General features: G+C 72.5%; 22 protein-coding genes and 1 pseudogene. 15 read left to right on the top strand and 8 right to left on the bottom strand.

The window, feature by feature from the left end:
* Positions 1-77: 77 nt before the first annotated feature.
* Positions 78-1,331, bottom strand: a complete 1,254-nt coding sequence (locus LL648_RS19145) for an MFS transporter (protein WP_232663973.1) — start codon at positions 1,329-1,331, stop codon at positions 78-80.
* 206 nt (positions 1,332-1,537) lie between these two features.
* On the opposite strand from LL648_RS19145, the gene LL648_RS19150 reads away from it, so the two are divergent.
* Genes LL648_RS19150 through LL648_RS19190 form a run of 9 tightly spaced genes read left to right on the top strand, consistent with a single transcriptional unit; the run spans position 1,538 to position 10,689 of the window.
* The gene (locus LL648_RS19150) at positions 1,538-3,235 is read left to right on the top strand and encodes a peptide ABC transporter substrate-binding protein (RefSeq protein ID WP_232663974.1); all 1,698 of its coding nucleotides are present in this window, start codon (positions 1,538-1,540) and stop codon (positions 3,233-3,235) included.
* Positions 3,232-4,200 carry an ABC transporter permease gene (locus LL648_RS19155; protein ID WP_232663975.1) on the top strand — a complete coding sequence of 323 codons (969 nt, stop codon included), beginning with the start codon at positions 3,232-3,234 and terminating at the stop codon, positions 4,198-4,200. The genes LL648_RS19150 and LL648_RS19155 overlap by 4 nt, the downstream gene beginning before the upstream one ends.
* Positions 4,193-5,086, top strand: a complete 894-nt coding sequence (locus tag LL648_RS19160) for an ABC transporter permease (RefSeq protein WP_232663976.1) — start codon at positions 4,193-4,195, stop codon at positions 5,084-5,086. Before LL648_RS19155 ends, LL648_RS19160 begins: the two co-directional genes overlap by 8 nt.
* Entirely contained in the window at positions 5,083-6,111 is a 1,029-nt protein-coding gene (locus LL648_RS19165; protein ID WP_232663977.1) for an ABC transporter ATP-binding protein, read from the top strand. The genes LL648_RS19160 and LL648_RS19165 overlap by 4 nt, the downstream gene beginning before the upstream one ends.
* Positions 6,108-7,121: an ABC transporter ATP-binding protein gene (locus LL648_RS19170; RefSeq protein WP_232663978.1), complete on the top strand. Its 1,014-nt coding sequence runs from the start codon at positions 6,108-6,110 to the stop codon at positions 7,119-7,121. Before LL648_RS19165 ends, LL648_RS19170 begins: the two co-directional genes overlap by 4 nt.
* Before the next feature lie 21 nt (positions 7,122-7,142).
* The gene (locus tag LL648_RS19175; protein WP_232663979.1) at positions 7,143-8,261 is read left to right on the top strand and encodes a C45 family autoproteolytic acyltransferase/hydolase; all 1,119 of its coding nucleotides are present in this window, start codon (positions 7,143-7,145) and stop codon (positions 8,259-8,261) included.
* A complete protein-coding gene (locus LL648_RS19180) occupies positions 8,251-9,132 on the top strand; it encodes an alpha/beta hydrolase (protein WP_232663980.1) in 882 nt (293 codons plus the stop codon). The genes LL648_RS19175 and LL648_RS19180 overlap by 11 nt, the downstream gene beginning before the upstream one ends.
* A gap of 22 nt (positions 9,133-9,154) precedes the next feature.
* A complete protein-coding gene (locus LL648_RS19185; RefSeq protein WP_232663981.1) occupies positions 9,155-10,036 on the top strand; it encodes a MurR/RpiR family transcriptional regulator in 882 nt (293 codons plus the stop codon).
* Complete coding sequence (locus LL648_RS19190) at positions 10,033-10,689, top strand: MSMEG_1061 family FMN-dependent PPOX-type flavoprotein (protein ID WP_232663982.1); 657 nt, start codon at positions 10,033-10,035, stop codon at positions 10,687-10,689. Before LL648_RS19185 ends, LL648_RS19190 begins: the two co-directional genes overlap by 4 nt.
* 79 nt (positions 10,690-10,768) lie before the next feature.
* On the opposite strand, the gene LL648_RS19195 is transcribed toward LL648_RS19190, so the two are convergent.
* Positions 10,769-11,641 carry a LysR family transcriptional regulator gene (locus LL648_RS19195; protein WP_232663983.1) on the bottom strand — a complete coding sequence of 291 codons (873 nt, stop codon included), beginning with the start codon at positions 11,639-11,641 and terminating at the stop codon, positions 10,769-10,771.
* Positions 11,642-11,715: 74 nt separating this feature from the next.
* Here LL648_RS19195 and LL648_RS19200 point away from each other — a divergent pair, with 74 nt between their 5' ends.
* On the top strand, positions 11,716-12,246 hold the full coding sequence (locus tag LL648_RS19200; protein WP_232663984.1) for a cysteine dioxygenase family protein: 531 nt from the start codon (positions 11,716-11,718) through the stop codon (positions 12,244-12,246).
* A gap of 21 nt (positions 12,247-12,267) precedes the next feature.
* Here the strand turns inward: LL648_RS19200 and LL648_RS19205 are convergent, their stop codons facing one another.
* Positions 12,268-14,502, bottom strand: a complete 2,235-nt coding sequence (locus LL648_RS19205) for a hypothetical protein (RefSeq protein ID WP_232663985.1) — start codon at positions 14,500-14,502, stop codon at positions 12,268-12,270.
* Positions 14,503-14,713: 211 nt separating this feature from the next.
* Here LL648_RS19205 and LL648_RS19210 point away from each other — a divergent pair, with 211 nt between their 5' ends.
* From LL648_RS19210 to LL648_RS19220, 3 genes are read left to right on the top strand one after another with little or no spacing between them, the layout of a single operon-like run.
* Positions 14,714-16,300 carry a sugar ABC transporter ATP-binding protein gene (locus LL648_RS19210; RefSeq protein WP_232663986.1) on the top strand — a complete coding sequence of 529 codons (1,587 nt, stop codon included), beginning with the start codon at positions 14,714-14,716 and terminating at the stop codon, positions 16,298-16,300.
* Entirely contained in the window at positions 16,297-17,316 is a 1,020-nt protein-coding gene (locus tag LL648_RS19215) for an ABC transporter permease (protein ID WP_232663987.1), read from the top strand. Before LL648_RS19210 ends, LL648_RS19215 begins: the two co-directional genes overlap by 4 nt.
* Before the next feature lie 54 nt (positions 17,317-17,370).
* Entirely contained in the window at positions 17,371-18,378 is a 1,008-nt protein-coding gene (locus LL648_RS19220) for a substrate-binding domain-containing protein (RefSeq protein WP_232664096.1), read from the top strand.
* 4 nt (positions 18,379-18,382) lie between these two features.
* Here LL648_RS19220 and sigJ read toward each other — a convergent pair whose 3' ends face one another.
* Positions 18,383-19,312, bottom strand: coding sequence for an RNA polymerase sigma factor SigJ (gene sigJ / locus LL648_RS19225; protein ID WP_232664097.1), 930 nt, complete (start codon positions 19,310-19,312; stop codon positions 18,383-18,385).
* 245 nt (positions 19,313-19,557) lie between these two features.
* Between sigJ and LL648_RS19230 the strand changes: the two genes are divergently transcribed.
* Positions 19,558-20,058: a carboxymuconolactone decarboxylase family protein gene (locus tag LL648_RS19230; protein ID WP_232663988.1), complete on the top strand. Its 501-nt coding sequence runs from the start codon at positions 19,558-19,560 to the stop codon at positions 20,056-20,058.
* A gap of 70 nt (positions 20,059-20,128) precedes the next feature.
* On the opposite strand, the gene LL648_RS19235 is transcribed toward LL648_RS19230, so the two are convergent.
* From LL648_RS19235 to LL648_RS19250, 4 genes are read right to left on the bottom strand one after another with little or no spacing between them, the layout of a single operon-like run.
* Positions 20,129-21,121, bottom strand: a complete 993-nt coding sequence (locus tag LL648_RS19235; RefSeq protein WP_232663989.1) for a LacI family DNA-binding transcriptional regulator — start codon at positions 21,119-21,121, stop codon at positions 20,129-20,131.
* A gap of 32 nt (positions 21,122-21,153) precedes the next feature.
* Entirely contained in the window at positions 21,154-21,870 is a 717-nt protein-coding gene (locus tag LL648_RS19240) for an SDR family NAD(P)-dependent oxidoreductase (RefSeq protein WP_232663990.1), read from the bottom strand.
* Positions 21,870-22,814 carry a DMT family transporter gene (locus LL648_RS19245; protein ID WP_232663991.1) on the bottom strand — a complete coding sequence of 315 codons (945 nt, stop codon included), beginning with the start codon at positions 22,812-22,814 and terminating at the stop codon, positions 21,870-21,872. Before LL648_RS19245 ends, LL648_RS19240 begins: the two co-directional genes overlap by 1 nt.
* A gap of 18 nt (positions 22,815-22,832) precedes the next feature.
* A complete protein-coding gene (locus LL648_RS19250; RefSeq protein ID WP_232663992.1) occupies positions 22,833-25,262 on the bottom strand; it encodes a wax ester/triacylglycerol synthase domain-containing protein in 2,430 nt (809 codons plus the stop codon).
* Between the two features lie 29 nt (positions 25,263-25,291).
* On the opposite strand from LL648_RS19250, the pseudogene LL648_RS19255 reads away from it, so the two are divergent.
* Positions 25,292-26,389 (top strand): annotated as a pseudogene (locus LL648_RS19255) (MGDG synthase family glycosyltransferase); the annotation flags it as partial.
* Positions 26,390-26,447 lie beyond the last annotated feature (58 nt).

A 26,447-nucleotide genomic window follows, 5' to 3' on the forward strand; every position in this document is an offset into this window, starting at 1 on the left:
GCAGGAAAGCCACTTTCCGGCCCTCACAGGGCAGGAAAGTGGCTTTCCTGCCCTCGCGTGCGGAACGCACACATCCCCTACCGCACCGCCTTGATCGGCTGCACGGTGATCGCCGCCAGCACCGCCGTGATCAGGACGAGGATGTTCAGCCCCGGGTAGCCCCACAGCTCGATGACGGCTGCGCCGAGCACGCCGGTGACGGCGTAGGGGAGCACGTTGGCGATATTGATGACGGCGAGGTCCTTTCCGCGGTCGGCCGCGCTCGGCAGCACCTGCGTGATCAGCGCCTGGTCGACGGCGGCGTACGCGCCGTAGCCGAGGCCGAGCACCAGCGACGCGACGGCGGCCGCGGTGAACGTCGGCACGAACGCCATGATCAGGCCGGCGATGCCCTGCAGCACCGATGAGATCACGACCATCCGCTTGCGGCGCATCGTCCGGTCCGAGATGCGCCCGGCCGGCGCCGCCGCCACCAGCACGCCCGCCGTGTAGATCGCGGCCAGGATGAACGTGCCGACCTCCGGGTCCGGGTACCCGATGAAGTCGTGCAGGTAGAAGTAGAGGAACACCTGCGCGAGCGCGTTGGAGAGCTGGATCAGGAACCGGCCCGACCACGCCCAGGCGAAGTCGGCGTGCCGCAGCGGCGTGAACACCCCCGCCGTCACGGTCCGCAGGGTGAACGGCGGCCGTTCGGCAGGGCGCAGCGGCGTGCTGCGGGTGCCCAGCGCGTAGGGCAGGCCGAGCAGCAGCGCGACCACGCCGAGCGCGACGAACGCCGGCACGACGTCGGTGACGACCAGCGCGACGAGCGCGATGCCGAGCAGCGGACCTGCGGCCACCGCGTTGCCGTAGAACGACGACACCCAGGCCCGCTGCCCGACCGGCACCTCGTCGGGGACGGCCGCGAACAGCGCGCCGGTCATCGCGGAGATCCCCAGGTTGGCCACCGCCCAGATCAGCACCATCGCCACCGCTGTCGTGGCGAGGCCCTGCCCGGCGACGGCGAGCCCGGTCAGCACAGCGCCCGCGAGCACCCACGGCTGGCGCCGGCCGCGTTGCGCCAGCGTTCGGTCCGACAGCGCGCCGACCAGCAGCACCCCGATGATCGTCACGATCGCGGCGACGCCGGTGACCCACGCCAGCAGTGCGACCTTGCCCGTGCCCGCAATCGCCTCCGCCTGCTTCGGCAGCACGATCTGCGCGCCCGCGTAGTACGCCATGTACATCCCGAACAGTGCTGCGGTCCAACTCCCGATCCACCGCCGCCCGACCGGGACGGTCGGCTCCTCCAGCGCGGAATCCCGGGACGCGGCCTCGTCGATCGTGCCCATCCGCGCGCTCCTTCGGCCGGGTGACTGTGCCGATGAGGGTGAGACCCGGAGCACACTGTGTCAAGCGTCTGGTACAAGCGACCCACTTTGTCCGGATCCAGCACGCCTTGACACCTTCGGGCGACCCCTCCATATTGTGCGCACTACAGAGCGCCACTTTGTAGTGAACGCGACAGACTCCCCATCGTCGCCTGCTCGGAGGACCAGTGCCGATCCCCCGCCCCGCCCGCCCCCGCCGACTCACGCTGTTCATCGCCGCCCTCGCCGCGGCGCTCACGCTCGGTCTGTCCGCCTGCGTCAGCCCGCCACCGGAAGCGTCCAGCGGCGGCGGCACGGCGGTGATCGCCTTCATCCAGGAGCCCGGGCTGATGAGCCCGATGTTCGGCACGCAGAGCGGCCGCGACCTGACCTACGCCTTCGTCGTCGAGCCGCTCTTCGAGACGATGGCCGACGGCACCATGGAGCCGCTGCTCGCGGCCGAGCTGCCCACGACCGAGAACGGCGGGCTCAGCGCCGACGGGCGGACCGTCACGTTCCGGCTGCGCCCCGGCATCACGTGGTCGGACGGCACCCCGCTCACGGCGCAGGACATGGCCTTCACCGTCGAGGTCACGCAGAACCGCGACGGCGCCGCCCTCAACGCCGAGCCCGAGTACCAGTCGATCGCCTCGACGCAGGTCGTGGACGACCGCACGCTCGTCGTGACGATGAAGGAGCCGCAGCCCGGGTACCTGAACCTGTTCCGGCAGATCCTGCCGAAGCACGCGTTCTCGTCCTCCGCGGTGCAGCTGGAGGACCCGCAGGCCAGGCTGCCGCTGGGCACGGGCCCGTTCAAGTACGAGGAGTGGAAGCCCGGCGACCAGATCCGCCTGGTCAGGAACCCGGCGTACTGGCGCGACCCGGCGTTGCCGAAGCTCGACGGGATCACGCTCAAGATCACGCCGGAGAAGCAGGCGGCGATCAGCGGCTTCATCAACGGCGAGTACGACGCGGTCTACTTCATCACCTCCGGCGACCTCGCCGACCTGCAGCGGGCGAAGGACTCCGGGGCGCCCATCGAGCTCAAGACCGCCGAGCGGACCGGCAACACCGAGTGGCTCTGGCTCAACCACTCCGCCGGCGGCGACCTCTCGAAGCCGCACCCGGTGCTGGGCGACCCGGCGATCCGCGAGGCCATCGACGTCGGCATCAACCGCAAGGCGATCATCGACGACGTGCTCGGCGGCTTCGGCCGGCTCAACGGCGCGATGCTCTTCTCCGGCTTCGGTGCCGTGCCTGCGCCGCCCGCGGCGTTCGACACCGGGAGGGCCAACGCGGTGCTCGACGCCGCCGGCTGGGCACGCGGCGCCGACGGCATCCGCTCGCGCGACGGCGTGCGCGCCCACCTGCGCTTCCAGACGATCGCCGGCGACCAGACGCGAGCGCTCTACCAGCAGATCATCCAGCAGAACATGAAGGACGTCGGGATCGAGCTGTCGATCGAGAACGTCCCGTCGAACACGATCTTCGACAGCCGCGGCAAGAACGGGCTGCTCGCCACCGGCAACTTCGACATCGTCATGAGCAGGGACGGGGCGTTCGCCGACCCGTCGGTCTGGGTGGAGGTCTTCACCACCCGCCGGATCCCGACCGATGCGAACCCGTCGACGTTCTCCTACACGCACTGGTCGGACAAGCGCTTCGACGACCTGGAGCGCAAGCAGGCCACCGAGATCGACCCGGCCACCCGCAAGCAGGCGCTCGCCCAGATCAACGACCTCTTCCACGCCGAGCGGGTCGCCATCCCGGTGTACGGCTCGGTGCTCGGCGACGCCTGGAACACCGCCCTCACCGACGTCGACACCGGTTTCTGGGACGGCATGTGGACCACCTCCAGCAGCGCGCGATGGGCCATCGCGCGGTGACCGCATACGTGATCCGGCGCTGCTTGCAGGCGATCCCGCTGCTGCTGGGCATCTCCGTGATCATCTTCGTGCTGCTGCAGATGACCCCCGGCGGCCCGATGGCCGCCGGGGAGGGCGCCGCCACGCAGGTCAGCCCCGAGCAGATCGCCCGGCTGCGCGGCCGCTACGGCCTGGACGACCCGCTCGTCGTGCAGTACTTCAACTGGCTGGGCGGCGTGCTGACCGGCGACTGGGGCTCGTCGTTCGACACCGGCCGCCCGGTGCTGGAGGCCATCGGGGCCCGAGTGCCGGTCACGCTCCAGCTGACGGTCGTCGCGCTCGTGCTCTCTGTGCTGATCGCCGTGGTCGTCGGGGTGTTCGCCGCGTCCCGGCAGAACTCGCTCGTCGACCACGCGGCCACCGGGGCGTCGTTCATCGGGCTCTCCACACCGAGCTTCTGGTTCGGGATCATGCTGCTCTACGTCTTCTCGTTCCAGCTGCGGCTGCTGCCGTCGTCGGGGCTCACCGACCTGCGGGCCCGCCACACCGGTTTCGCCGCGGTGCTCGACCAGGCCGAACACCTGATCCTGCCGGTGGCGGTGCTCTCGCTGATGTCGGTCGCGTCGCTCACCCGCTACGTCCGCTCGTCGATGATCGACGTGCTCGGCCAGGACTACCTGCGCACGGCCCGGGGGAGCGGGTTGCCCGAACGCACCGTCGTGCTGCGGCACGGGCTGCCCAACGCCGCGATCCCCGTGGTGACGGTTGCGGTCCTCGCCCTGCCCGAGCTGTTCCTCGGCGCCGTCATCACCGAGACGATCTTCGGGCTGCCCGGGATGGGTCGGCTCTTCGTGGAGTCGGCCGACCTGCGGGACTACCCGGTGCTGCTGGGGATCCTGCTGATCGCCGCCGTGCTGGTGGTGGTCTCCAACCTGCTGGCCGACGTCCTCTACGGGCGCCTCGACCCGAGGATCACCTATGTCTAGTGCCCTCGTGACCCCGGCCGTCCCCGTCGTGCGCTCGGCGCGCGGCAGGTTCGAGGCGTGGCGGCGCTTCCGCCGGCACCGCATGGCGGTGCTGGGGCTGGCGGTGCTCGCCACGATCGCGCTCGCCGTGCTGGTCGGGCCGCTGCTGATCGGCTACGACAGCGAGACGATCGCGCTGGCCTCGAAGAACCAGCCGCCCTCGCTCGCGCACCTGATGGGCACCGACGAGCTGGGGCGCGACCAGCTGGTCAGGGTGCTCGACGGTGGGCGCCTGACGCTCAGCGTGGCGGTGAGCGCCGTGGTGTTCTCGCTGGTGGTGGGCGTGGTCGTCGGTGCCGTCGCCGGGTACGTCGGCGGGGCGCTGGACAACGTGCTGATGCGGGTCGTCGACGTCTTCTACTCGCTGCCCTCGCTGTTCGTCGTCATCCTGCTGGTGATCCTCGTGGGGGCCGGGTTCTGGCCGATCGTCACCGCGATCGCGCTGTTCAGCTGGATGAACACGGCTCGGCTCGTGCGGGCGAGCTACCTGACGCTCAAGCAGCGCGAGTTCGTCGAGGCCGCGCGTGGCACCGGGGTGGGGCACCTGCGGATCGCGGTGCGGCACATCCTGCCCGGCGCGCTCGGCCCGATCATCGTGACGGCCACGCTCGGCATCGCGGCGGCGATCCTCTCGGAGTCGGCCTTGTCGTTCCTCGGGCTCGGCTTCCAACCGCCGCAGGCGACCTGGGGCGGGCTGCTCTACGAGGCGCAACGGCCCGTCGTGTCGCTCGGGCACTGGTGGCGAGGGCTCTTCCCGGGCCTGATGATCTTCCTGGTCGTGCTCTCGGTGAACTACGTCGGTGACGGTCTCCGGGACGCCGTCGACCCGAAGCGGCGGCGCTCATGACTCCATTGCTGGACATCACAGATCTGTCGATCCGGTTCCGGACCGACGACGGTGAGCTGCGCGCCGTCGACGGGGTGTCGCTGCAGGTCGCGGAGGGTGAGGTGCTCGGGGTCGTCGGCGAGAGCGGCTCCGGCAAGTCGGTCACGGCGCTGACGGTCATGGGCCTGTTGGCCGGCGACGCCGCCGTCACCGGCCAGGTCCGCTACCGCGGCGCCGACCTGCTCACCATGGATCCCACGAAGCGCAGGGCGTTGTGCGGTCCTGAGCTGGCGATGGTCTACCAGGACTCGATGGCGGTGCTGAACCCGACGATGACGGTCGGGCGGCAGATCGCGATGGTCGTGCGCCACCACCGCGGCGGCACGAAGAAGGCGGCGATGGAACGGGCCGCCGAGATGCTCGACCTGGTCGGCATCCCGGACGTGCGGGCGCGGGTGGCCGACTACCCGCACCAGTTCTCCGGCGGTCAGCGGCAGCGGATCCTCATCGCGCTCGCGCTCTGCTGCGAGCCCCGGCTGCTGATCGCCGACGAGCCGACGACCGCGCTCGACGTCACCGTGCAGGCCCAGATCGTGGAGCTGGTGCGGAAGCTGCGCAGCGAGCTCGGGATGGCGGTCGTCTGGGTCACCCACGACCTCGGTGTGCTCGCCGGTCTCGCCGACAGCGTCGCGGTGATGTACGCCGGGCGGGTCGTCGAGCGCGGACCCGTCGACACGATCTACGCGGGCCCGCGCCACCCGTACACCGAAGGGCTGCTGCGCTCGCTGCCCCGGCTCGACGCCGCGGGTGAGCGGCTCACGGCCATCCCCGGCGGCCTGCCCGACCTCACGCAGCCGATCCCGGGCTGCGCGTTCAGCCCGCGGTGCGGCTGGAGCACGGAGCACTGCACCGAGGAGCGGCCCGACCTGCACGAGATCGAGACCCTGCACGCGTCGGCCTGCTTCCGGGCCGCGGAGTTGCCTGCCGGGCTGCCTGCCGATCCGGACGAGCCGGCCGTGCGTCCGGTGGAGGTGATGCACCGATGACGGACGACGTGCTGGTCAGGGCCTCGGGCGTGGGCAAGCACTTCCCGGTGCGGAGAGGGGTGCTGCGCCGCACGGCGGGCGCGGTGCGTGCCGTCGACGGCGTCGACCTGGACATCCACCGCGGCGAGATCGTCGGGCTGGTCGGGGAGAGCGGATCGGGCAAGTCGACGCTCGGGCGGGTGCTGCTGCGGCTGCTCGAACCGACCGCGGGCGCCGTCACGTTCGACGGGACGGACCTGACCGGGGCCGATCGGCACGTCCTGCGCCGGGTGCGGCCGCGGATGCAGATGGTGTTCCAGGACCCGTACTCGTCGCTGAACCCGTGGATGACGGTCGGCGCGACCGTGCGCGAGGCGCTGGACGTCAACGGGATCGGTGCGCAGGCAGGGCGGGACCGCCGGGTCGGTGAGCTGTTCGACCTGGTCCGGCTGGACCGGCGGATGGTCGAGCGGATGCCGCACGAGCTCTCGGGCGGGCAGCGCCAGCGGGTCGGGATCGCCCGCGCGCTCGCCACCGAACCGGAGTTCGTGGTGGCCGACGAGGCGATCGCGGCCCTCGACGTCTCGGTGCAGGCGCAGATCGTGAACCTGCTGCGCGACCTGCGCGCGGAGCTCGGGCTCACCTACCTGTTCATCACCCACGACCTGGCGATGGCGCGCTACCTCTGCGACCGGATCGCGGTGCTGCAGCTCGGCCGGATCGTCGAGATCGGGCCGGCCGCCGACGTCGCGGAGCGACCGCGGCACCCCTACACGGCCGCGTTGCTCTCGGCGGTGCCGTTGCCCGACCCGCCGCGGGAACGCGCGCGGACCCGGCTGGTGCTGAGCGGCGAGCTGCCGAGCCCGGCCGCGCCGCCGCCGGGGTGCAGGTTCCACACCCGCTGCCCGTTCGCGACCGACGTCTGCCGGACGCAAGAACCGGTGCTCACCAGCGAGAGCTCCGGAGCTGTCGCCTGCCACCACCACAACGAGCTGGCAGCCGAGCTGCACGCGATCACCACAGGTAGTTGAACACCCGAGAAGGAGCCGCTCGTGCCCAACCCGTTGACCCTGCACCGCTTCACCGGCAGCCACCGGGAGATCGGCCGCCAGCACGGCTCGGTGTGCTCCGAGCTGGTGGCCAAGCACCTCGACATGGCGCTCGACCGGCTGAGCAGGACGGGGATCGGTCCCGACCGGGCCGCCGAGGTGGCGCTGCGCTTCCGCCCGTCCGTCCGCGAGCACGCGGGCTTCCTCGACGAGGAGATCGTCGGGCTCGCGGAGGGCGCCGGCATCTCCGTCGCGGAGGCGTACCTGCTGCAGGTGCGCGCCGAGGTCTACGCCGAGGTGCTCGGCGACCCGGGTGCCGCCAACGAGTGCACGACGTTCGTCGTGCTGCCGGAGGCGACCGCCACCGGGAAAGCGCTGGCCGGGCAGAACGCCGACCTGCCCGACATGTACGCCGACCTGATGATCGTCATGCACCTGGTGCCGGACGATGGCCCGCACGTGCTGATGGCGACCCCGGCCGGGCAGATCTCCTACATCGGCATGAGCGACGCGGGCATGGCGACGTTCGCGAACTTCCTGCACTGCGACGGCTGGGGCCCCGGCTTCCCGCGCTACCTGTTCAGCCGCTACGCGCTCGCGCAGGGCAGCACCGCGGCCGCGCTCGCCGCGCTGCGCGCGCTGCCCCGGGCGGCGTCCCGCAACCTGATCATGGTCGACGCCGAGCTGGACGCCGTCGACTTCGAGAACACGCCGACCCGCGACGCCGAGCTGCGGCCCGTCGACGGGCTGCTCAGCCACACCAACCACTACCTGGCACCGGAGCTGGCCGACGAGGAGCGGTCGGTGGAGAAGTACCTGCGCAACTCACGGACGCGGCACGAACGCGTCAGCGGGCTGCTGCGCGAGCACCACGGCGCGATCACGCCGGAGGTGATGGGCTCGATCATGCGCAACCGCGACGACGCGCCCGACGCGCTCTCGGTGCAGGAACGCGACGACCCCGACCGCGGCGACACCGCCCCCGAGCACTACATGACGGTCACCGGCGTGATCGCGGAGCCGGCCGCCGGGCGGATGTGGGTGACCGCGGGGCCGCCGTCGCAGGCCGCCTACGTCGAGTATTCGTTCGCGGAGGGGCAGGGTTCGGCCGATGCGTTCTGACTCCGGCGCGCGAGGCCGCAGCGGCCATGGCGACAAGCTGACCTTCTACCAGTTCGGCCGCACCACCATGTACGCGTCGCAGACAGACCAGCGGTTCTCCTACTGCCTCTACGTGCCCTCGGACTACGACGAGTCGGCCGACACCGTGTACCCGCTGGTCGTCGTGGTGCACGGGACCGGTCGCGACGCGCAGGGCTACCGCGACCAGTTCGTCGACTTCGCGGAGCAGCACGGATGCATCGTGTTCTCGCCGCTCTTCCCCGCCGGGATCGACGAGCCGGGCGAGCTGCACAACTACAAGTACCTCGAGTTCAACGGCACCCGGTACGACCACGTGCTGCTCGGGATGCTGGAGGAGATCGCGCGGATCTGGCGGGTCGACACCAGCCGGTTCCTGCTGAGCGGCTTCTCCGGCGGCGGGCACTTCACCCACCGGTTCCTCTACACCCATCCCGACCGGCTGCTCGGCGCGGCCGTCGGGGCGCCCGGCGTCGTCACGCTGCTCGACGAAGAGCGGCAGTGGCCGGCCGGCGTCGGTGGGCTGGAGGCGGCGCTCGGCGTCCGGCTCGACCTCGACGCGATCCGCGACGTCCCGGTGCTGCTGGTCGTCGGCGGCGACGACACCGAGACGTGGGAGATCGGGATCACGCCCGACCTGCCGCAGTGGATCGAAGGGGTCAACGACGTCGGGGTGAACCGGCAGGTCCGGATGGAGGCGCTGAAGGGGAGCTTGGTCGCGCACGGAGTGCGGGTGCGGCACGATGTCGTTCCCGGCGTGGCGCACCACGGCTACCAGGTGCTGGCGCCCGTGCGGGAGTTCTTCGCGACGACGCTCGCAGCGGCACGTGCCGGGGCGGCCGACCGACCGTGACCGTCCACCCCCGAGGAGCATCGTGACCACTGGCAGCAGCGGCGCTGTGCCGTTCGCCGACCGGCTCGGCGAGCGGAAGGACCAGCTCTCGCGTTCCGAGCGGCGGGTGGCGGAGTACATCGAGGCGCACGTCGAGAAGGTCATCTTCCTCAGCGCCGTCGAGCTCGCCGAGCTGACCGACACCAGCGATGCGACGGTGATCCGAACCGCCCGCGCGCTCGGCTACTCCGGGCTGCCCGAGCTCAAGCACGACCTCGGCGCGCATTTGGTGCTGCAGACCCACCCCGCCCGCCGGCTGGCCACCCGCATCGCGATGCTGCGCACCGACGACTCGCCGGGATCGCTGCAGCGCAGCGTGTACGGCGACGCCGCCGAGCGGCTCACCGAGGCCGAGCGGATCCTCGACGAGGACGTGTTCGCCGCGGCCGTCGAGCTGCTCGCCGCGGCGCCCGACGTCGTGACGTACGGGGTCGGGGTCATGCGGGTCGTCGCCGACTACTGCATGATCAGCATGCGCCGGATCGGGCTCCGGGCCCGGCTGGCGGGGCAGATGGGGTTCGGGCTCGCCGACGAGCTGCTCCTGCTGCGTGAGCACGACGTGGTCGTGCTGTTCGCGCCTGGCCGGATCGTGCGCGACGTCGAGGTGATCGTCGAGCACGCCCGGACCGTCGGCGCGCACGTCGTGCTGGTGACCGACTCGCTGCGCCAGTTCGACGACCAGGTCGACGTCGTGCTCGTCGCGCAGACCTCCAGCACCGGGCTGACCGGCGACCCGCTCAATGCGATGGTGATGACCGACGCGCTGGCGCTCGCGCTGGCGCAGCGCGACGAGGGCAAGGCCGCCGCGCACTCGACCGTGCTCACGCGGCTGCGCAAGCTGCTCGTCGGAAGGAGGGTCAGGTGACGGCCGAGGTGACGACCGTTCCGGGGCGTGCGGAGCTGCTGCGCGACGCCGTGCGCACGGAGGAGGAGCTGCGCGAGATCATCGCGCCGCCGTCGGAGCTGGTCCGGACCAAGCACACGACGTATCTCACGCCGCTCGCGCAGCGCTACATCACGTTCTCGCCGTTCTTCTTGATGGCGACCGCCGGCGCCGACGGCACCTGCGACGTCACGCCGCGCGGCGACGCGATCAACACGATCCAGATCGTGGACGAGCGCACGATCGTCGTGCCCGACCGGCCCGGCAACCGCCGGGTCGACTCGTTCCGCAACATCCTCGCCAACCCCAACATCGGGCTCCTGTTCGTGGTGCCCGGCATCGAGGAGACGCTGCGCGTCAACGGCCGGGCGACCCTCACCCGCAACGACGCGGTGCTCGACGCGATGGTGATCGAGGACAAGCGGCCGGTGCTGGGCGTCGTCGTGGAGATCGACGAGGTGTTCATGCACTGCGCCCGCTCCTTCCTGCGGGCGAAGCTCTGGCAGCCGGGGTCGTGGCCGGCCCCGGCCGGCGTCCCGACCCTGCGCGCGATCATGAGCGAGCAGCGCAACGCGCCTCCACCGCGGCCGGAGGACGACACGCGCAACGAGGACTACCGGACCTGGCTGTACTAGCGCGCCCGGGTTGACCGTCGACAACGACGTTCTGGCTGTTGTGAGCGCTAACAAACAGCCGGAACGTCGTTGTCGACGCTTACCCCCGCCGCTCGCTGACCTCGCGGAGGGCCGCCAGCACCGCGGCGGTGGGTGGTGGGTCCGGTGGCTCGCCGAACGTCGCGGCGAGGACGTGGCGTTCGGCGCCGGGCAGCGGGGTCACCTGGATCCCGGGATGGTGGTGCGCCGCGAGCGCGAGCTGGGGGAGCAGACCGACGCCGAGGCCGCTGGCGACCAGCGCCTGCTTGGCGGCGATGTCGTCGGTGGTGCAGACGATCCGCGGGACGAAGCCGGCTTCGGCACAGAGGTCGACGAGGTTGCCGTGCAGGCGGGTGCAGCCGGCGATCCAGCCCGAGGCGCGGTGCTCGGCCAGCGTGTCGGGCGCACCCTTCGGCGTGATCAAGCAGGTGGTGTCGTCCAGCAGCGGGGTCAGCCGGAACCCCTCGTCCGGTGGGGTCCCGGCGTAGCGGAAGACGATCGCGACGTCGACCTCACCGGTGCGCAGCAGCTCCAGCGCCTCCGGTGGATGGGTCTCGGTGAGGCGCAGCTCCAGGCCGGGGTGGCGCTCGGCGAGCTGCGTGACGACCGGCGGGATCAGCTCCAGCAGGGCCGACGCGAACCCCGCCACCCGGACGATCCCGGCGCTGAGCCCGACGTGCGCGGCGAGCTCCGACTGCGCCGACTCGAGCCGCCCGAGGATCTCCTCCGCCCTGGCCGCGAGCAGCCGCCCGGCCTCGGTCAGCCGGATGCCGCGCCCCACCCGCTGGATGAGTTGGGCGCCGGTCTCGGCTTCCAGTCGGGCGAGGTGGTGGCTCACCGACGGCTGCGAGTAGTGCATCTGCTGCGCCGCGGCCGTCACCGAGCCCGTCCGCGCGACCGCCGAGAGCACCCGCAGCCGGTTCACGTCCAACATGCATCAAGCATATGGATAGGAGTGGAAGAAATCAGGCATTGGACCTATGGGAAACGGCGCCGCAGGCTATGTACATGACTTCGACGACGCTCACCCGCCCCGGTCTCGCCCCGCTCCTCAGCGCCATCGCCGACACCCTGCACGGCGCTGACCGCGAGGACGGCGCCGCCACCGCCGCGCTGGTCGCACGCGCGGTGCGGGCCCATCGCCCGACGGCCGCGCTGCTGACCGCACACGAGCGGCGGGGCACCCCCGACAAGGCGGTCGGGTTCCTGTTGCACGCCGAGCCGTCGTTCTCCGTGCAGGCCGTCGTGTGGCGGCCCGGGCAGGAGTCGTCGATCCACGACCACCGCACGTGGTGCGTCGTCGGCGTGCTGCAAGGCACGGAGATCGAGACCCGCTACGCCGACCACGGCGACCACGTCACCGTGGTCGGGCAGTGGCGCAACCCGCCCGGCGAGGCGCACGGGTTCGCCCCGCCCGGCGACATCCACAAGGTCGCCAGCGGCGGCCCGGACACCCTGATCACCCTGCACGTCTACGGCGCAGACCTGAGCGACGGCAGCAGCAGCCTGCTCCGCCGCTACGACGTGCCGGTCCGCTGACGCTGCCGTTGCCCCTGCCGATCACTCGTCCGGCGTGATCTTGGCTTCCCAGTAGAGGTCGCCGCTCGCGCCGGGCTGGTTGTAGATCGTGTTCGGTGTGCTCGCGGTGAACGAGACGGACTGCCCCGGCGGCACGTTCAGCGGGAACGTGCCGGCGGCAACCCCGTTCGCCGTGACGTCGACCCGTCCCGTGCCGGCCAGCTCACCCGAGTTGGAGATCGTGATGACGGCCGTGCAGGTGGGGCTCTGGCAGAGGGACTCCGGCTTCACGTCGATCGCGAATCGTGCCCGCTCCAGCAGACGCTGGTTGAGGCTCTTCGGTGTCTCGCGGGTGCGCACGTCCGACGCCGCCGAACCCACCTCGGCGACCTGCGCGGGCGGGAGCTGGATCACGCGGGTCGGGTCGGTGCCCGGCGGGGGCGGACCGTCCAGCAGGTCGATGCAGAGCAGCTCGTAGGTCTCGGCGTCGATGATCAGGCGGCGCGTGCCGTCGGTGATGACCAGGCCGCGCCGGCCGTCGATCACCTGCTCGCCGGTCTGCTTCCACTGCGAGCCGGGTGCCGGTCGCACCTTGATGGTCAGCTGGTCGGGGGTGAGGCGCAGCAGCGGGTCGATGGAGTCGAGCTCGTCGAGCGGATCGGCGACCCACGTGTCGGCGAGCCGTGCCGACCGCTCGGGGTAGTGGCGATCCCACCACGCCTTGTTGCCCTTGATCAGGACGCCGGTGGCATCGCGCAGCACCTCGGCGCGGGCGCCCGAGCCGGCGCTGACGGTGCCCTGCGCGCCTTGTGCGGTCACCCGCAGGTCGTAGGTGATCTTCTCGCCGGCTTCGGTGACGGAGCCGCTGAGCGTCGCACCGTTCCACTTGTCGACCTCGTTGGCCGCGTCGGTGGCGAGGTCGACCGGGCGGCCGACGCTGCTGAGGTAGACGACCAGCACGACAGCCGCCACCACCACGAGCAGGCCACCGATCGCGGTGAGCGGCACCCACAGCGGCGTCCGCCGCCGGTTGGGCGGCGGGGGCGGCGGGCGCCACCCGCCTTGCGCGGCGTGCTGTTGCGGGAACTGCGGCGGGAACATCGCTCCGGGCGCGGTCTGCTGGCCGGGCGGCGGGCCGAACGGCGGTGGCTGCTGCGCCGGGTGGCCGGGCGGGACGTACGCCTGCGTGGGATGGTGCGGCAGCACTCCCTGCGCCGGATTGGACTGCGCCGGATTGGGCTGCGCCGGAGGGGGTTGCTGCGCGCTGCGGTGCCAATGCGGCACCGGTGCAGCCGGGGTCGCCGGGGACGCTGCGGGCCGGGTCACGACGGTGGCGTCGTGGTCTTTGCTGAGGTTCGTGGCCGGTCTGGAAACGACGGTGGCGTCGTCGTCCTTGGCCGGCTTGGTCAAGTTGGTGGCCGGCCTGGCCACGATGGTGGCGCCGTCGTCGTCCGACGCAGTTGGGTTCGTGGCCGGCCGGGCGACGACGGTGGCGTCGTCGTCGGTGGGCTTGGTGAGGCTCATGGCCGGCCTCGCCACGACGGTCTCGCTGTCGGGTCGGATCGGTTCGGCCGCCGGGGGAGTCGCGGCCGGCCTGGCGACGACCGTCTCGCTGTCCGGGCGGACCGGCGCCGCCGCGGCCGGGTTCGATGCCGGCCGGGCGATCACGGTCTCGCTGTCGGGGCGGACCGGCGCCGGAGGGACCGGTGCAGGCTCCGCGGGCTTGGCAGCCGGCCTCGTCACGACGGTCTCACCGGTGTTCGAGTTCGCAGCGGCCGCGGTCGGTTCGACCGCCGGCCTCGTCTTGGCAGTCGCCGGAGCATCAGTCGCCGGAGCATCAGCGGCAGGAGCATCCAGGCCTGCGTCGACCTTCGACTGCGCTGCCGGTGGCCTGGTCAGCGCGGTGGCGGGGGCGTCCTCGGCGTCCGGCTCCGGTGGCGTGGCCGCGGGCCTGGTCTTCGCGGTCGACGGGGCGTCGCCGGCGTCGGACAAGGGAGCGGTGGCTGCTGCCGGCCTCGTCTTGGCGGTGGCGCCGTGGTGCTCGGCGGGATCGGGCTTCGTGGCGGGCCGCAGGATGAGGGTCCCGCTGTATTCCTGCTCACCGGTTTCCGGCTCGTCGGATCCTGCGGCCGTCGCCTCTTCGGGGGCGCTCTCGGCCGGTTTCCGGTTGAGCTTCATCGTGCCCTCGGGCGGGTCGACCGGGTTGGCGTCGGGGCGGGCGGGCGCGGTGCCGTCGTCGGTCGCCGCGTCGTCTCCGTCCTGCGTCGGGTCCTGCATGGGTCGATCCTTCCGTGCGGCCGTTCGGCCTGCGCAACTGACTCCCGGAGCGACCGAACGATGGACGGTGAGGTTGGGGCGTCACCGCATTCTGTGACCCAGATCACTGAACTCTCCGGTCGGGACGACGTGACGCTTGACACTGCTAACGGAACGCCCCTAGCGTCAAGTAATCGATTTCTCAGATGTTCCGGCACCGGCGAGGGACGGCATGGACGACGGTGGCGGGCTGCTCGTCGAGATGCTCGGCATCGGCAAGGCCTACGGGGGTGTGCAGGCCTGCTCGGACGTGACGTTCACCGTCCGCGCGGGTGAGGTGCACGCTTTGCTCGGCGAGAACGGCGCCGGCAAGTCGACGCTCATGCGCATCCTCTCCGGCGACGTCGCGGCCGACACCGGCACGGTCTCGCTCGACGGCCGGCCGGTGCGGTTCAGCTCACCGGTCGACGCGCAGCGGGCCGGGATCGCGATGATCCACCAGGAGCTCGATCTCGTCCCCGGCCTCTCGGTCGCCGACAACATCTTCCTCGGCCGCGAGCCCCGCACCCGGCTCGGCACCGTCGACCGCCGCCGCGCCCACCGCGAGACCCGCGAGCTGCTGCGGCGCACCGGCATCGCGCTCGACCCGCGCCGTCCGGTCGGCGAGCTGCGCACGGGGGAGCAGCAGCTCGTCGTCATCGCCAAGGCGCTCTCGCTCGAGGCTCGCGTCCTGATCATGGACGAGCCGACCTCGGCGCTCTCGCCGGTCGAGGTCGAGCAGATGTTCACCGTGATCGCGGAGCTGCGCCGGGCCGGCACCGGGATCGTCTACATCTCCCACCGCATGGAGGAGATCGGGCGCATCGCCGACCGCGCGACCGTCCTGCGCAACGGTGCCGTGGTCGCCGAGTTCGACCCGCGCGCCATGACCGCGGCGCAGGCGGCGGAGGCGATGGTCGGGCGATCGGTGCAGACGCTCTTCCGCAACCGCTCGGCCGAGGCCGGCGACGAGGTGTTGCGGGTCGTCGATCTGGCGGTGCGTCGCGCGCGGCCCGGCCGGCGCGAACCGGACGGCGTGTCGCTCACGGTCCGGCGGGGCGAGGTCGTCGGGCTGGGCGGGCTGCTCGGCTCGGGACGCACGGAGCTGCTCGAGACGCTGTTCGGCGCCGGATCGCGCCAGTGGCGCGGCGAGATCCTCCTCGACGGGCAGCGCGTGCGGCCACGCAGCCCGCGCCAGGCGCTGCGGTTGGGGATGGCGTTCGTCCCCGAGGACCGCCGTGTCGCCGGGCTCGCCGTCGACCACTCGGTGCACGCCAACGCGGTGCTGTCGATCGTCGAGCGGCTGGCGTTGCTCGGGGTGGTCCGCCGCTCCCGCGAGACGGGGGCCGTCCGCCGGATCGTGCGCGAGCTGGCGATCAAGCTGGGGTCGATCCGCGACCTCGTCGGCACCCTGTCCGGGGGCAACCAGCAGAAGGTGGTGTTCGGCAGGGCACTGCTCTCCGAGCCGCGGCTGCTGCTGCTCGACGAGCCGACGCGCGGCGTCGACATCGGGGCGAAGAGCGAGATCTACCAGCTGCTCGGGAAAGCCGCGGCCGAAGGCATCGGCGTGCTGCTGGCCTCGTCGGAGCTGGCGGAGCTCGTCGGAGTCTGCGACCGCGTGGTGGTGCTGCGCGCGGGACGGGTGGTGCGCGAGCTCGACACGCACGCCGTGAGCGAGGCCGACCTGCTCGCGGCGTCGATGGGGGCAGGCATCGCGGCGCAGGCCGTCGAGGCGGAGAACGGTGAGCTCGTGGACGTTGCAGTGCGGGGGGACAAGTGACCGACCAGCTCACGCCGGAGGCGGCCGCGCCGGCCCGCTCGGCCGGTGTCGCGGAGACGCTCTTCCGGTTCCAGAGCCTGTTCGGGCTGGTCGCGGTGTTCATCGCGGCGATCGTGTTCTCGCCCTCGCGCGGCGGGGAGCTGCTGTTCCTCTCCAGCGAGAACCTGTTCAACGTCGTCCGTGCGGTGTCCGAGATCGGGATCATCGCCGTCGGGATGACGTTCGTGATCCTCATCGGCGGCATCGACCTCTCCGTCGGCGCGGTGCTCGGGCTCGCCGCGGTCGGCTCGGCCGTGCTGCTGGTGGAGAACGACTACGGCGTGCTGCCCGCCGTGCTGCTCGTCCTGCTGGCCGGGCTGGTGTTCGGCCTGCTGCAAGGGATCGCGTCGGCGCTGCTGGGCATCCAGGCGTTCATCGTGACGCTCGCCGGGCTGCAGATCGCCCGTGGGCTCGCGCGGATCGTCTCCGGCGGGCAGGGTGTGGCGATCGCCTACGGCGAAGGGCCCGGCGAGGCCCCGGTGACGTTCTCGCTGCTCGGCGAGCGGACGTTCAACGGGCTCGTCCCGATCCCCGCGGTGATCTTCATCGTGGTCGCGGTGCTGGCCATCGTGTTCCTGCGGGTGAGCGCGTTCGCCCGGCACGTCTATGCGATCGGCGGCAACGAGAAGGCCGCGCGGCTGTCCGGGGTGCCGGTGGTGCGGGTCAAGGTGATCGTCTTCGGCATCTGCGGCCTGCTCGCGGCGCTCGCCGGGATCATCCACGCCGGCCAGCTCAACCAGGGCAGCCCGAACGACGGCAGCGGCTACGAGCTCGATGCGATCGCCGCCGTCGTGGTGGGCGGCACCGCGCTGTCGGGCGGGCGCGGATCCGTCGTCGGGACGGTCGCCGGCGCGCTGCTGCTCGGCGTGCTCAACAACATCCTCGCGCTCAACAACGTCGACCCGAACGTGCAGCTGCTGATCAAGGGTCTGGTGATCGTCGCCGCCGCCGGTCTCCAGCGGCTGCGCCCGAGCTGACCGGATCCACCGGCGAACTGAAGTGCAGGCGAAACTGACGAAGGAGTCATGTCGATGCGCAAGGTGTCGAGGTTCAGGGCCGGACTGGCCGTCGCAGCATGCGCGGTGTTCGCCGTCGCGTGCGGCACCACCAGCGAGAACTCGGGACAGGCTCCGCCGACGCCGAGCGGCTCGGCGTGCGAGGGCGCCGGTGGCTCGTACGTGATCGGGATGAGCCAGGCCAACGTCGCCGAGCCGTACCGCCAGCGCATGGACGACGACATCCGGGCCGCTGCGAAGGCCGTCCCGCAGTTCCAGGTGCAGTTCGCCGACGCGCAGCAGGACAACGCCAAGCAGGTCGCCGACGTCGAGAACTTCCTGACCCAGCAGATCGACCTGCTGATCATCAGCCCGAACGAGGCCACGCCGCTCACCGCCGTGGTGAAGAAGGCGTTCGACCGCGGCATCCCCGTCGTCGTGCTCGACCGGAAGGTCGACGGCGACTCGTACACGACCTTCATCGGCGCCGACAACACCGAGATCGGGCGGCAGGCCGGCAAGTTCATGGTGGAGAAGGTGCTGCCGGGCGGAGGCAAGATCGCCGAGATCCGCGGGCTCGCCGGCTCCACGCCCGCGCAGGAGCGCGCGGCCGGGTTCGCCGAGGCCATCAAGGGCAAGAACATCGAGGTCGTGGCCCAGGCCGACGGCGACTGGCTGCGGGAGAAGGGCCAGCAGCAGGCCGACGCCCTGCTCAAGGCGCACCCCGACATCCAGGCGATCTACGCGCACAACGACCCGATGGCCGAAGGTGCCTACCTCGCCGCGAAGGCGGCGGGCCTCGACCAGAAGCTCAAGTTCATCGGCATCGACGGCCTGCCCATCCCGTCCGGTGGCATGAAGGCCGTCGAGGCGGGCCGGCTCTCCGCCACCTTCGTCTACCCGACGGGCGGCAAGGAGGCCGTCGACGCCGCGAAGGCGCTGCTCGTCGACTGCGGGCAGGTGCAGAAGACCCAGACCCTGCAGACGAAGCTGATCACGCCCGAGAACGCGACGGCCGAGTACGCCAAGGCCAACCCGAGCTGAGGAACTACGCGAGTCGGGCCCATCCGGTGTGCGAGTCGGGGTGGGCCCGACTGCTGCCCGCGGCCTTCCAGGGCCGCAGCTTCTCCGGGTTGCGCACGGCCCAGATGCGTGTGATCCGGTCGTCCACGACGTCGAACGCCACCACCGTCACGGCGACGCCGTCCTGCAGGGCGACCAGGCCCGGCCGGCCGTTGACCGTTCGCTCCAGCAGCGTCGGATCCGGCATCCTCCGGGCGAACCCCATCAGGTACCGCACGATCCGCTCGGCGCCCACGAGCGGCCGCGGGACGGCGTTCACGACACCGCCACCATCGGCGATCCCCCTGACGTCGGGGTCGAGCAGGCCGATGAGGGCCTCGATGTCCTTGACCTCCCAGGCTCGCTTGAACGCCTTGACGACGCGGGCCTGCCGGGCCGTCGGGGCCGTGGAAGCCCGCGCGGACGAGATGCGGCGACGGGCCACGGACGCGAGCCGGCGACATGCCGCCGGGGTGCGGCCGACGATCTCCGCCACCTCGGTGAACGAATACCGGAAGACGTCGTGCAGGACGAAGGCGACACGTTCGGCCGGGGTCATCGTTTCGAGCACCACGAGGAAGGCCATGGTGACCGACTCGTCGAGGGTGATCCGGTCGGCCGGATCGGCGAAGCTGCCGAACCCCGGCCGACCGTTCCACTCGGCCCGTTCGGGCAGCGGCTCGGGAACCCATTCGCCCACGTAGCTCACCCGGCGGGCCCGCGCCGAGCCGAGCAGATCGAGGCAGATGCGGCCTGCGACCCGGGTCATCCAGGCCGCCGGGGACTCGATGGCGGCCCGGTCCTGCGGCGACAAGGCGTACCAGCGGGCGGACGTCTCCTGCACGACGTCCTCGGCCTCGGCCAGGGAGCCGAGGAGCCGGTAGGCGAGGTTGAGCAGCTGGCCATGCGCGCCCATGATCGCGAGCAGTGCCGGATCGTGCAGGGCCGGATCGTGCAGGGCCGGATCGTGCAGGGCCGGATCTGGCTGATCGTGCACTGCATCGGACTGGGTCGTCACGAGGGCTCCTTCGGTCGCACTCTCCAGTTAGACGGGAGAGGACGCCCGAGTGTGAGGTGACGTGCGTCACCTCACACTCCCGGTGCTGGTGTCGTCAGACCGGCAAGACCGTCCGACGCACACCACGAGAAGGGCAAACCGCCATGTCGACGACAGCGGAGCACACCGAACAGCAGTCCCGCCTGCCCAAGCCGGAGCAGTTCGACTCCGAACTGATAGCGATCTCCACGGCGATGGCCAAGTCGCTCCGCAACGACAAGATCCCGCGGGCGACCGTCGCGATGGTGCAGCTGCGCGCCGGGCAGATCGTCGGCAGCAGCTACCACACCGTTCACAAGACCGGCCTCCTGCGCAAAGCGGGGGCGACCGAGGACTGCATCGCGGCCGTGGCGGCCTGGCGTGACGCCCCCTACTTCACCGACGCCGAACGCGTCGCGCTGGAGCTGGTCGAGGCCGTGCTGACCGCGAACCCGACCGGCGAGCGGGTGCCCGACGAGCTGTTTGCGAAGGCGAGCGCCCACTACGACGTCGAAGCGATGTGGACGCTCGTCATGGCGATCGGGCAGATCTGCTACTTCATCCCGGTCGGGCTCATCGCGAGGCCGATCACCGGCCGGCCCATCGGGAAGAACTACAGCGACTGACCGGGCGCCCCCGACTCGCGCACGCGGTGGGCCCGACTCGCGCACGTGTGCGCCCCGACTCGCGTGTTCGTCAGCGGGTGGAGCTGGCGCGGGGGATGAGGTGGGCGGCGAGGGTGGTGCAGGTCGGGGGGCGGTGGGGGTCGGCGATGCGGGCCAGCAGCAGGCGCGCGGCGGCCTGACCCATCTCGCTCGCCGGCTGCGCCACCACGGAGAGCGGCGGGTCGACGAGCCCGGCCCACGCGGCGTCGTCGAACGCCACGACCCCGACGTCGCGGCCCGGGCGCAGACCCAGCTCGCGCAGCGCGTCGAGCACGCCGATGGCCATCGCGCTGTTCGCGACCAGCACGGCATCGGGGCGTCCCGGCTGCGCGAACAGCTCGATGGTCGCGGCGTGCGCACCGCCCGCCCGGTACTCGGTGCGCCGCACCAGCTCCAGCCCTCGGTGGACGGCGTCCTGGTAGCCGATGACCCGGTCGTCGGCCGTGCGCACCCCCGTGGGCCCGGAGATGCACGCGATCCGCTCGTAGCCTTCCTTCATCATGTGCTCGGTCGCGGAGAACGCGGCCTTGCGCGAGTCGACCAGCACCGAGTCGACCAGCACGGCGTCGCCCGTGCCCGCCGGCAGTGGCCGGTCGACCGCGACGACCGGGATTCCGTGCCCGGCGAGCACGTCGATGCCGGTCGTGCCGCCGCTGGGGGAGATGATCACCCCCGCGACCCGCTCCTGCAGCGCGACGGCGAGGTAGCGACGTTCCTTCTCCGCGTCCTCGTCCGAGTTGCACAGCACCACCGAGTAGCCGTCGGCGTGCGCGACGTCCTCGACACCGCGGGCGAGCGCGGTGAAGAACGGGTTCTCGACATCGGAGATGATCAAGGCCAGGACGGCCGTCTCCTGCCGGCGCAGGTTCCGGGCCGGCCCGTGCGGCTGGTAACCCAGTGCCTTCGCCGCCGCGGCGACGCGGGCCACCAGCTCCGGCGCGACCGTCGACTTGCCGTTGAGCGCCCGCGAGACCGTTGCCGTGGACACGCCAGCGCGCGCTGCGACGTCGCTGATCGTTGCCACGAGGGCAAGGATGCCAGCGAGAAATCGATTACTCAATCACGCGGTCGGGGTGAGAGTGCGGTGTACAGCGCCGGCGCCACACCGTGCACCCGGGCGGCGACCCCGAGCCACCGCGGCACGAACACCTCCGCCCGCCGCTTCCGCACGGCGGCGAGCGTCGCCGCGGCCACCCGCTCAGCCGTGACGGGCCGCGGGAACCGCCCTGCGTACGGGTGCGCACGTCCGTCGTGGAACGGCGTCGCGACGATCCCGGGCAGCACGGTCGTCACGCCGATCCCGGTCTCGACGCGCAACGCGTCGGCGAACCCGCGCAGCCCCGCCTTCGTCGCGGAGTACGCGGCCTCGTGCGCAACGCCGAGCGCCGCGATCGACGCGATGAACACGACGTGCCCGCCGCCGGCCACGAGCGTCGGCAGCAGCGCGCGCGTGAGCTGCAGGGGGGCCGTCAGGTTGACGGCGACCAGCTCCTCGACGGTCGCCGCGGCCGTCGCCTCCAGCGGGCCGGCCGCGCCGATGCCGGCGGAGTGCACGAGCAGCTGCGCCCAGCCGTCCGCCGCCGCGGTCACGGCCTCGACGCCGGCAGCGTCGCGCAGGTCGGCCACCAGCGTGCGGCCGCCGGTGCGCTCGCCGACCGCCGCGAGCCGGGCGGCGTCGCGCCCGGTCAGCAGCAGCGGGTGGCCGTCCGCGGCCAACGCGGCCGCGAGCGCGGCCCCGATCCCCGACGACGCCCCCGTGACGAGCGCGCGCATCAACCGGGAACGACCCGGCTGTGCTCGCCGGGGTGCTCGCCGGGGTGGCCGGCGTCGATCTCGTGCAGCAGCCTGCTCCCGCGCGCGGTGATCAGCGCGACCCCGCCGATCACGACGAGCGCCGCGAGGCACTGGCCCGCGAGCAGGGCAGGGGAGTTGTCGAGCCGCTCACCCAGCCAGCCGACACCGATGAGCACGGCGATCACCGGGTCGACGCTGGTGATGACCGCAACGGCGGGCGAGACCAGCCGGCCCTGCTGGAACGTGTTCTGGCTGAGCAGGAAGCCGATCGGGCCGATGATGCAGACCACGTACAGCACGGGGTGCTTGAACGGCTCGTCCCACCCGACGTGCAGCTGCCCGGTGACGACCTTCATCAACCCGGCCGTCACGCCGTAGATGATGCCCGTCGCGAGGGCCAGCGCGAGCACACGCGACGGGTGCCGCACCGCGGCGGCGTACCCGAGGCAGAGCGCCACCAGCACGGTGAGCGCGATCGCGAGCGGCAGACCGGACCCGCCGCCGATCAGGTCGATCCGCGTCTCGCCGGGATCGGCGACGGGCCGGGCGAGCAGCAGGAACGCCGAGAGCCCCGCTGCGCAGACCAGCGCGCCCAGCAGGATCAGCGGGTCGGGGCGACGGCGGGCCAGCAGCGCGGTGAAGCCGGCGGCGAACGCGACCCCGGTGACGAGCAGCGGCTGCACGACGGCGACGGGCCCGAACGCGAGCGCGACCAGCTGCATCACCAGCGCGACGATCGTGGCGAGCACCCCGAGCAACCACAGCGGGCGGCCGGTGAGCTGCACGAGCAGCCGAGGGCTCAGCGTCGGTGCGACCTCGACCTCCTTCGTCGCACGCTGCTGGGCGGCGCTGGCCAGCCCGAAACCTGCTGCGCCGAGCACAGCGGCGGGTACCGCGATCGTCATCGCCGTAGCCGCGTCCATGGCCCCCTGCCTCCCGTCCTACCCCGACTGCTCCGGCTTCACGGTATGCATACAGTTCAACGACGCTCCAAGTCGATCGACAATTCCCGCACGTTCGGGTACCAGCGCCGGGTCGACGGTGACGCCGATGCCGATCGTCGTGCCCCACTGCAGCGCCCCGACAGCGAGCCCGACTCCGTCGGCGAGCGGCAGCACCGGGTAGGCCTCGCGGATCAGCCCGCCCCTGACGTGCAGCGCGCGGCGGGAGCCCGGCATCACCGAGGCGATCATGTGGAAGAACCGCCGCCCGTAAATGCGGCGGACCAGCACGCGCTGCACCGGGCCGGGCAGCGTCCCGAGCACGCTCAGCACGGCCGCCGCGCCTTCGGGTTGCCCGCCCGCCGCGCCGGCGTCCAGCGCCGCCGCAACGTGCGCGACCCGCTCGGCGGCGGGCATCGGGCCGGTCGGCAGGTCGATCGAGATCGCGGCCGTCCGGTTGCCGTTCGCGCGGCTGCCGACCCCGGCCCGCGTGCGGGTGGTCATCGGGACCATCGCCCGGACCCGTGCGGTCCCGCGCTCGGCGAGCAGGCCGTGCAAGGTGTCGGCGACGACCGCCAGCAGCAAGACGGTCGTGCCGACGCCGTGTGCGCGCGCCGCCGCCCGCACCGCGGCACCGTCGAGCGCGACGCTGATGTGCTCGTGCGGACCCGACCCGGCTCCGGTCAGGGGGGACCGGCCGGCCGGTCCGGCCAGCGCGAGGCTCGTGATCCCGCGGACGACGGGCCACCACCGCCGGCCGACCGTGGTGACAGGGGACGACGACGCCGGCTGCGGGGACCCGTCGGTGAGCAGCCGGATCAGCGCGTCGGTGACGGCGAGCCCGTCGCCGAGGGTGTGGTGCACCTTCGCCAGCACGGCCACCCGGCCGGCGGCGCGGTCCTGCGCGACCTGCAGCTCCCACCCCGTCCGCGCCGGGTCCGCCTGGCGGGAGAAGAACTGCGTGACGGCCTCGTCCCAGCTCAGCGACGGACCGATCGCGACGACATCGGGCCGGACGTGCCGCGCGGGCTCCGGGTCGGCCTCGACCCACCGCAGCGGGCGGCCGAACCGGGCGGGCGCGAGCCGCCTGCGCAGCAGCGGGATGCCGGGGCCCCGCTCGCGCACCAGCGCGGCGAGGTGGGCGGGCCAGTCGTCGCGGCCGTCCGGGTCGTCGATGACGATCCGCGCGCCGACCTGCTGCGGCACCTGCGGGGTCTCGGCGTGCAGGAACAGCGCGTCCTGCGCGCGCACCCGTTCCGTTGCGGCCCGCCGGGGGAGCGCAGCGAGCTCCCGCACGTCGGATGCGAGATCGCCGGCCTCCAGCCGAGCGGTGAGTTCGCGGGTGACCCGCTCCCGCTCGGCTGGGTCGTGCAGCGCGCCGACGGCACCGGTCAGGTCGGCCGGACGCGGGCAGATCCGGGCCAGCCCGGCGGCGGCGAGCACCTCGGCGTTGGCCCGCCCGTGCCCGGGGATCGGCGCGACGAGCAGCAGCGGCCGGGCGCAGGCGAGCGCCTCCAGCGCGGTGGCGCCGCCCGCGTTGGTCACGACGACGTCGCACTCCCGGGTCACGACGGCCGGGTCGGCCACCCAGTCGCGCACGTCCAGCGCCGTGCCGCGCGGGTGCGTCGCGGCGAGCCGCTCGAGCCTGCGCAGCAGCGCAGGGACGCGCCCGCAGCTGACCAGCACGGTCGCGCCGGCGTCGAGCACGGCGGCGCAGACCGCGGCGACGTCGCCGAACGCGAGCGAGCCGCACGAGACGTAGACCAGCAGCTCGCCGCGCGCCGCCGTACGCCCGGGTGGCCGGAACGCCTCGACGACGGGCAGCGCAGCCACCCGCACCGCGGCGCCCGGCGCGGCCTTCGCCAGCAGCCGAGCCCCCTCCGGCGTCGAGACGAGGTGCATGTCGAGCGCCGGATCGGCCCAGAGCGGGTGCGGCGCGGGATCCGCGACGAGCGCGACCGTCGTCGCCGGCAACCGGCCGCGGCGGCGCAGCCACGCCAGCCCGGTGATCCCTTCCGGGAACGTCGCGACGACCAGGTCGGCGCTGTCGAGCATGGGGGCCAACGCGGGGGCGAGCCCACGCGCGCTCCACGCCCCGATCACCGCGCGCGTGCCGGCGCGGAACGGCAGGACGTGCCACAGCAGCCAGAAGTACAGCTCGTACAGCCACGGCAGGTACCGCACGCAACCCGCGTAGATCGCGCGGAACACCGGACCGGTGCCGCGGCCCATCCCGGCGAGCGTCTCGACCTGCCGTACCTCGATGCCGGGCCATACCGCCCGCGCCCGCTCCTCCACGGCCCGCGCCGCGGCGTGGTGCCCGGCCCCGATGCTGCCGCTGACCAGCACGATCCGCCGCGGTCGCGCGCAGTGGGGTTGGGCACTGTCGGCCGGGGTCATGCCCCGTGCAACGGACACGGTGCTGCTCACGTCACTCCTCCATCACCCAGCAGTGATCGATGAGCGGGGCTAGCGTGGGAGAAGTGGACGAATCCGGCACCGCGATACGTCGTGTGCTCGTGCTCTCCGCGCCGGTCGGCGAGGGCCACGTCGCCGCCGCGCGGGCGCTCGCCGGGCGGATGCGCGCGCTGTGGCCCGACGCGCAGGTCGTCGAGGTCGAGACCACCGGTGTCGGTGGTGGCTGGCGCGACCCGCTGCTGCGCGTCTCCTACGCCGCGACGATGCGCTTCGCGCCCGGCCTCTACGGGTTCGCCTACGACACGCTCGCCGAGCACCCGCGGGTCGCGGCGGTGTTCAAGGAGCTGTCGGCGGGCAGCCTCGGCCGATCGCTGCAGCCGCTGCTCGATTACGCGCAGCCCGACCTCGTCGTCTCCACCTACCCGATGACGTCGGGCGGGCTGGCGTGGCTGCGCCGCCACGGGCACCTGCCCGGCCGCGCCGTCGCCGTCGTCACCGATGCCGCCGTGCACCCGTTCTGGCTGTGGCCCGAGCTGGACGAGACCTGGACCTTGCTGCCGCAGTCGCAGCGCCAGGCCCTCGCCCTCGCCCCCGACGCGGACGTGCGGGTCGCGCCCGGTGCGGTCGATCGCCGCTTCCGGCCGGGCGACCAGGCCGCGGCCCGCGCCGACCTCGGCCTGCGCGCCGACGCGTTCGTCGTGCTCGTGACCGGCGGCTCGCTCGGGTTCGGCGGGCTGGAGGAGCGGGTCGACGCCGTGCTCGCCGGCGGTGCCGGGGTGCAGGTCGTCGTGCTGTGCGGGCGCAACGAGCGGCTGCGCGGGCGGCTGCTCGGGCGGGGTCTGCCGGCCGGGCGGCTCACCGTGCGGGGCTGGACAGAGCGGGTCGCCGAGGAGATCACGGCGGCCGACGTCGTCGTGACCACGGCGGGCGGGATGCTCGCGACGGAGGCGCTCGCCGTGGGGCGGCCGGTGCTGTTCGCGGCGCCCATCCCCGGGCACGGGAAGGCGGGCGCCGAGCTGACGGCGGCCGCGGGTCTCGCCGCGGTCTGCGACACCGCGAGCGACGTGACGGCCACCGTGCGGCGGCTGGCGGAGCACCCGGAGGAGCTGGTGGCGCTCGCCGAGCGGGCGGCCGAGTTCGGCCGGGCCGACCTCGACGCGGAGCTGGCCGAGCTGGCGATCAGAACCAGTGCTCAGG

Source organism: Pseudonocardia sp. TRM90224, from assembly GCF_021245725.1.
Classification (GTDB): domain Bacteria; phylum Actinomycetota; class Actinomycetes; order Mycobacteriales; family Pseudonocardiaceae; genus Pseudonocardia.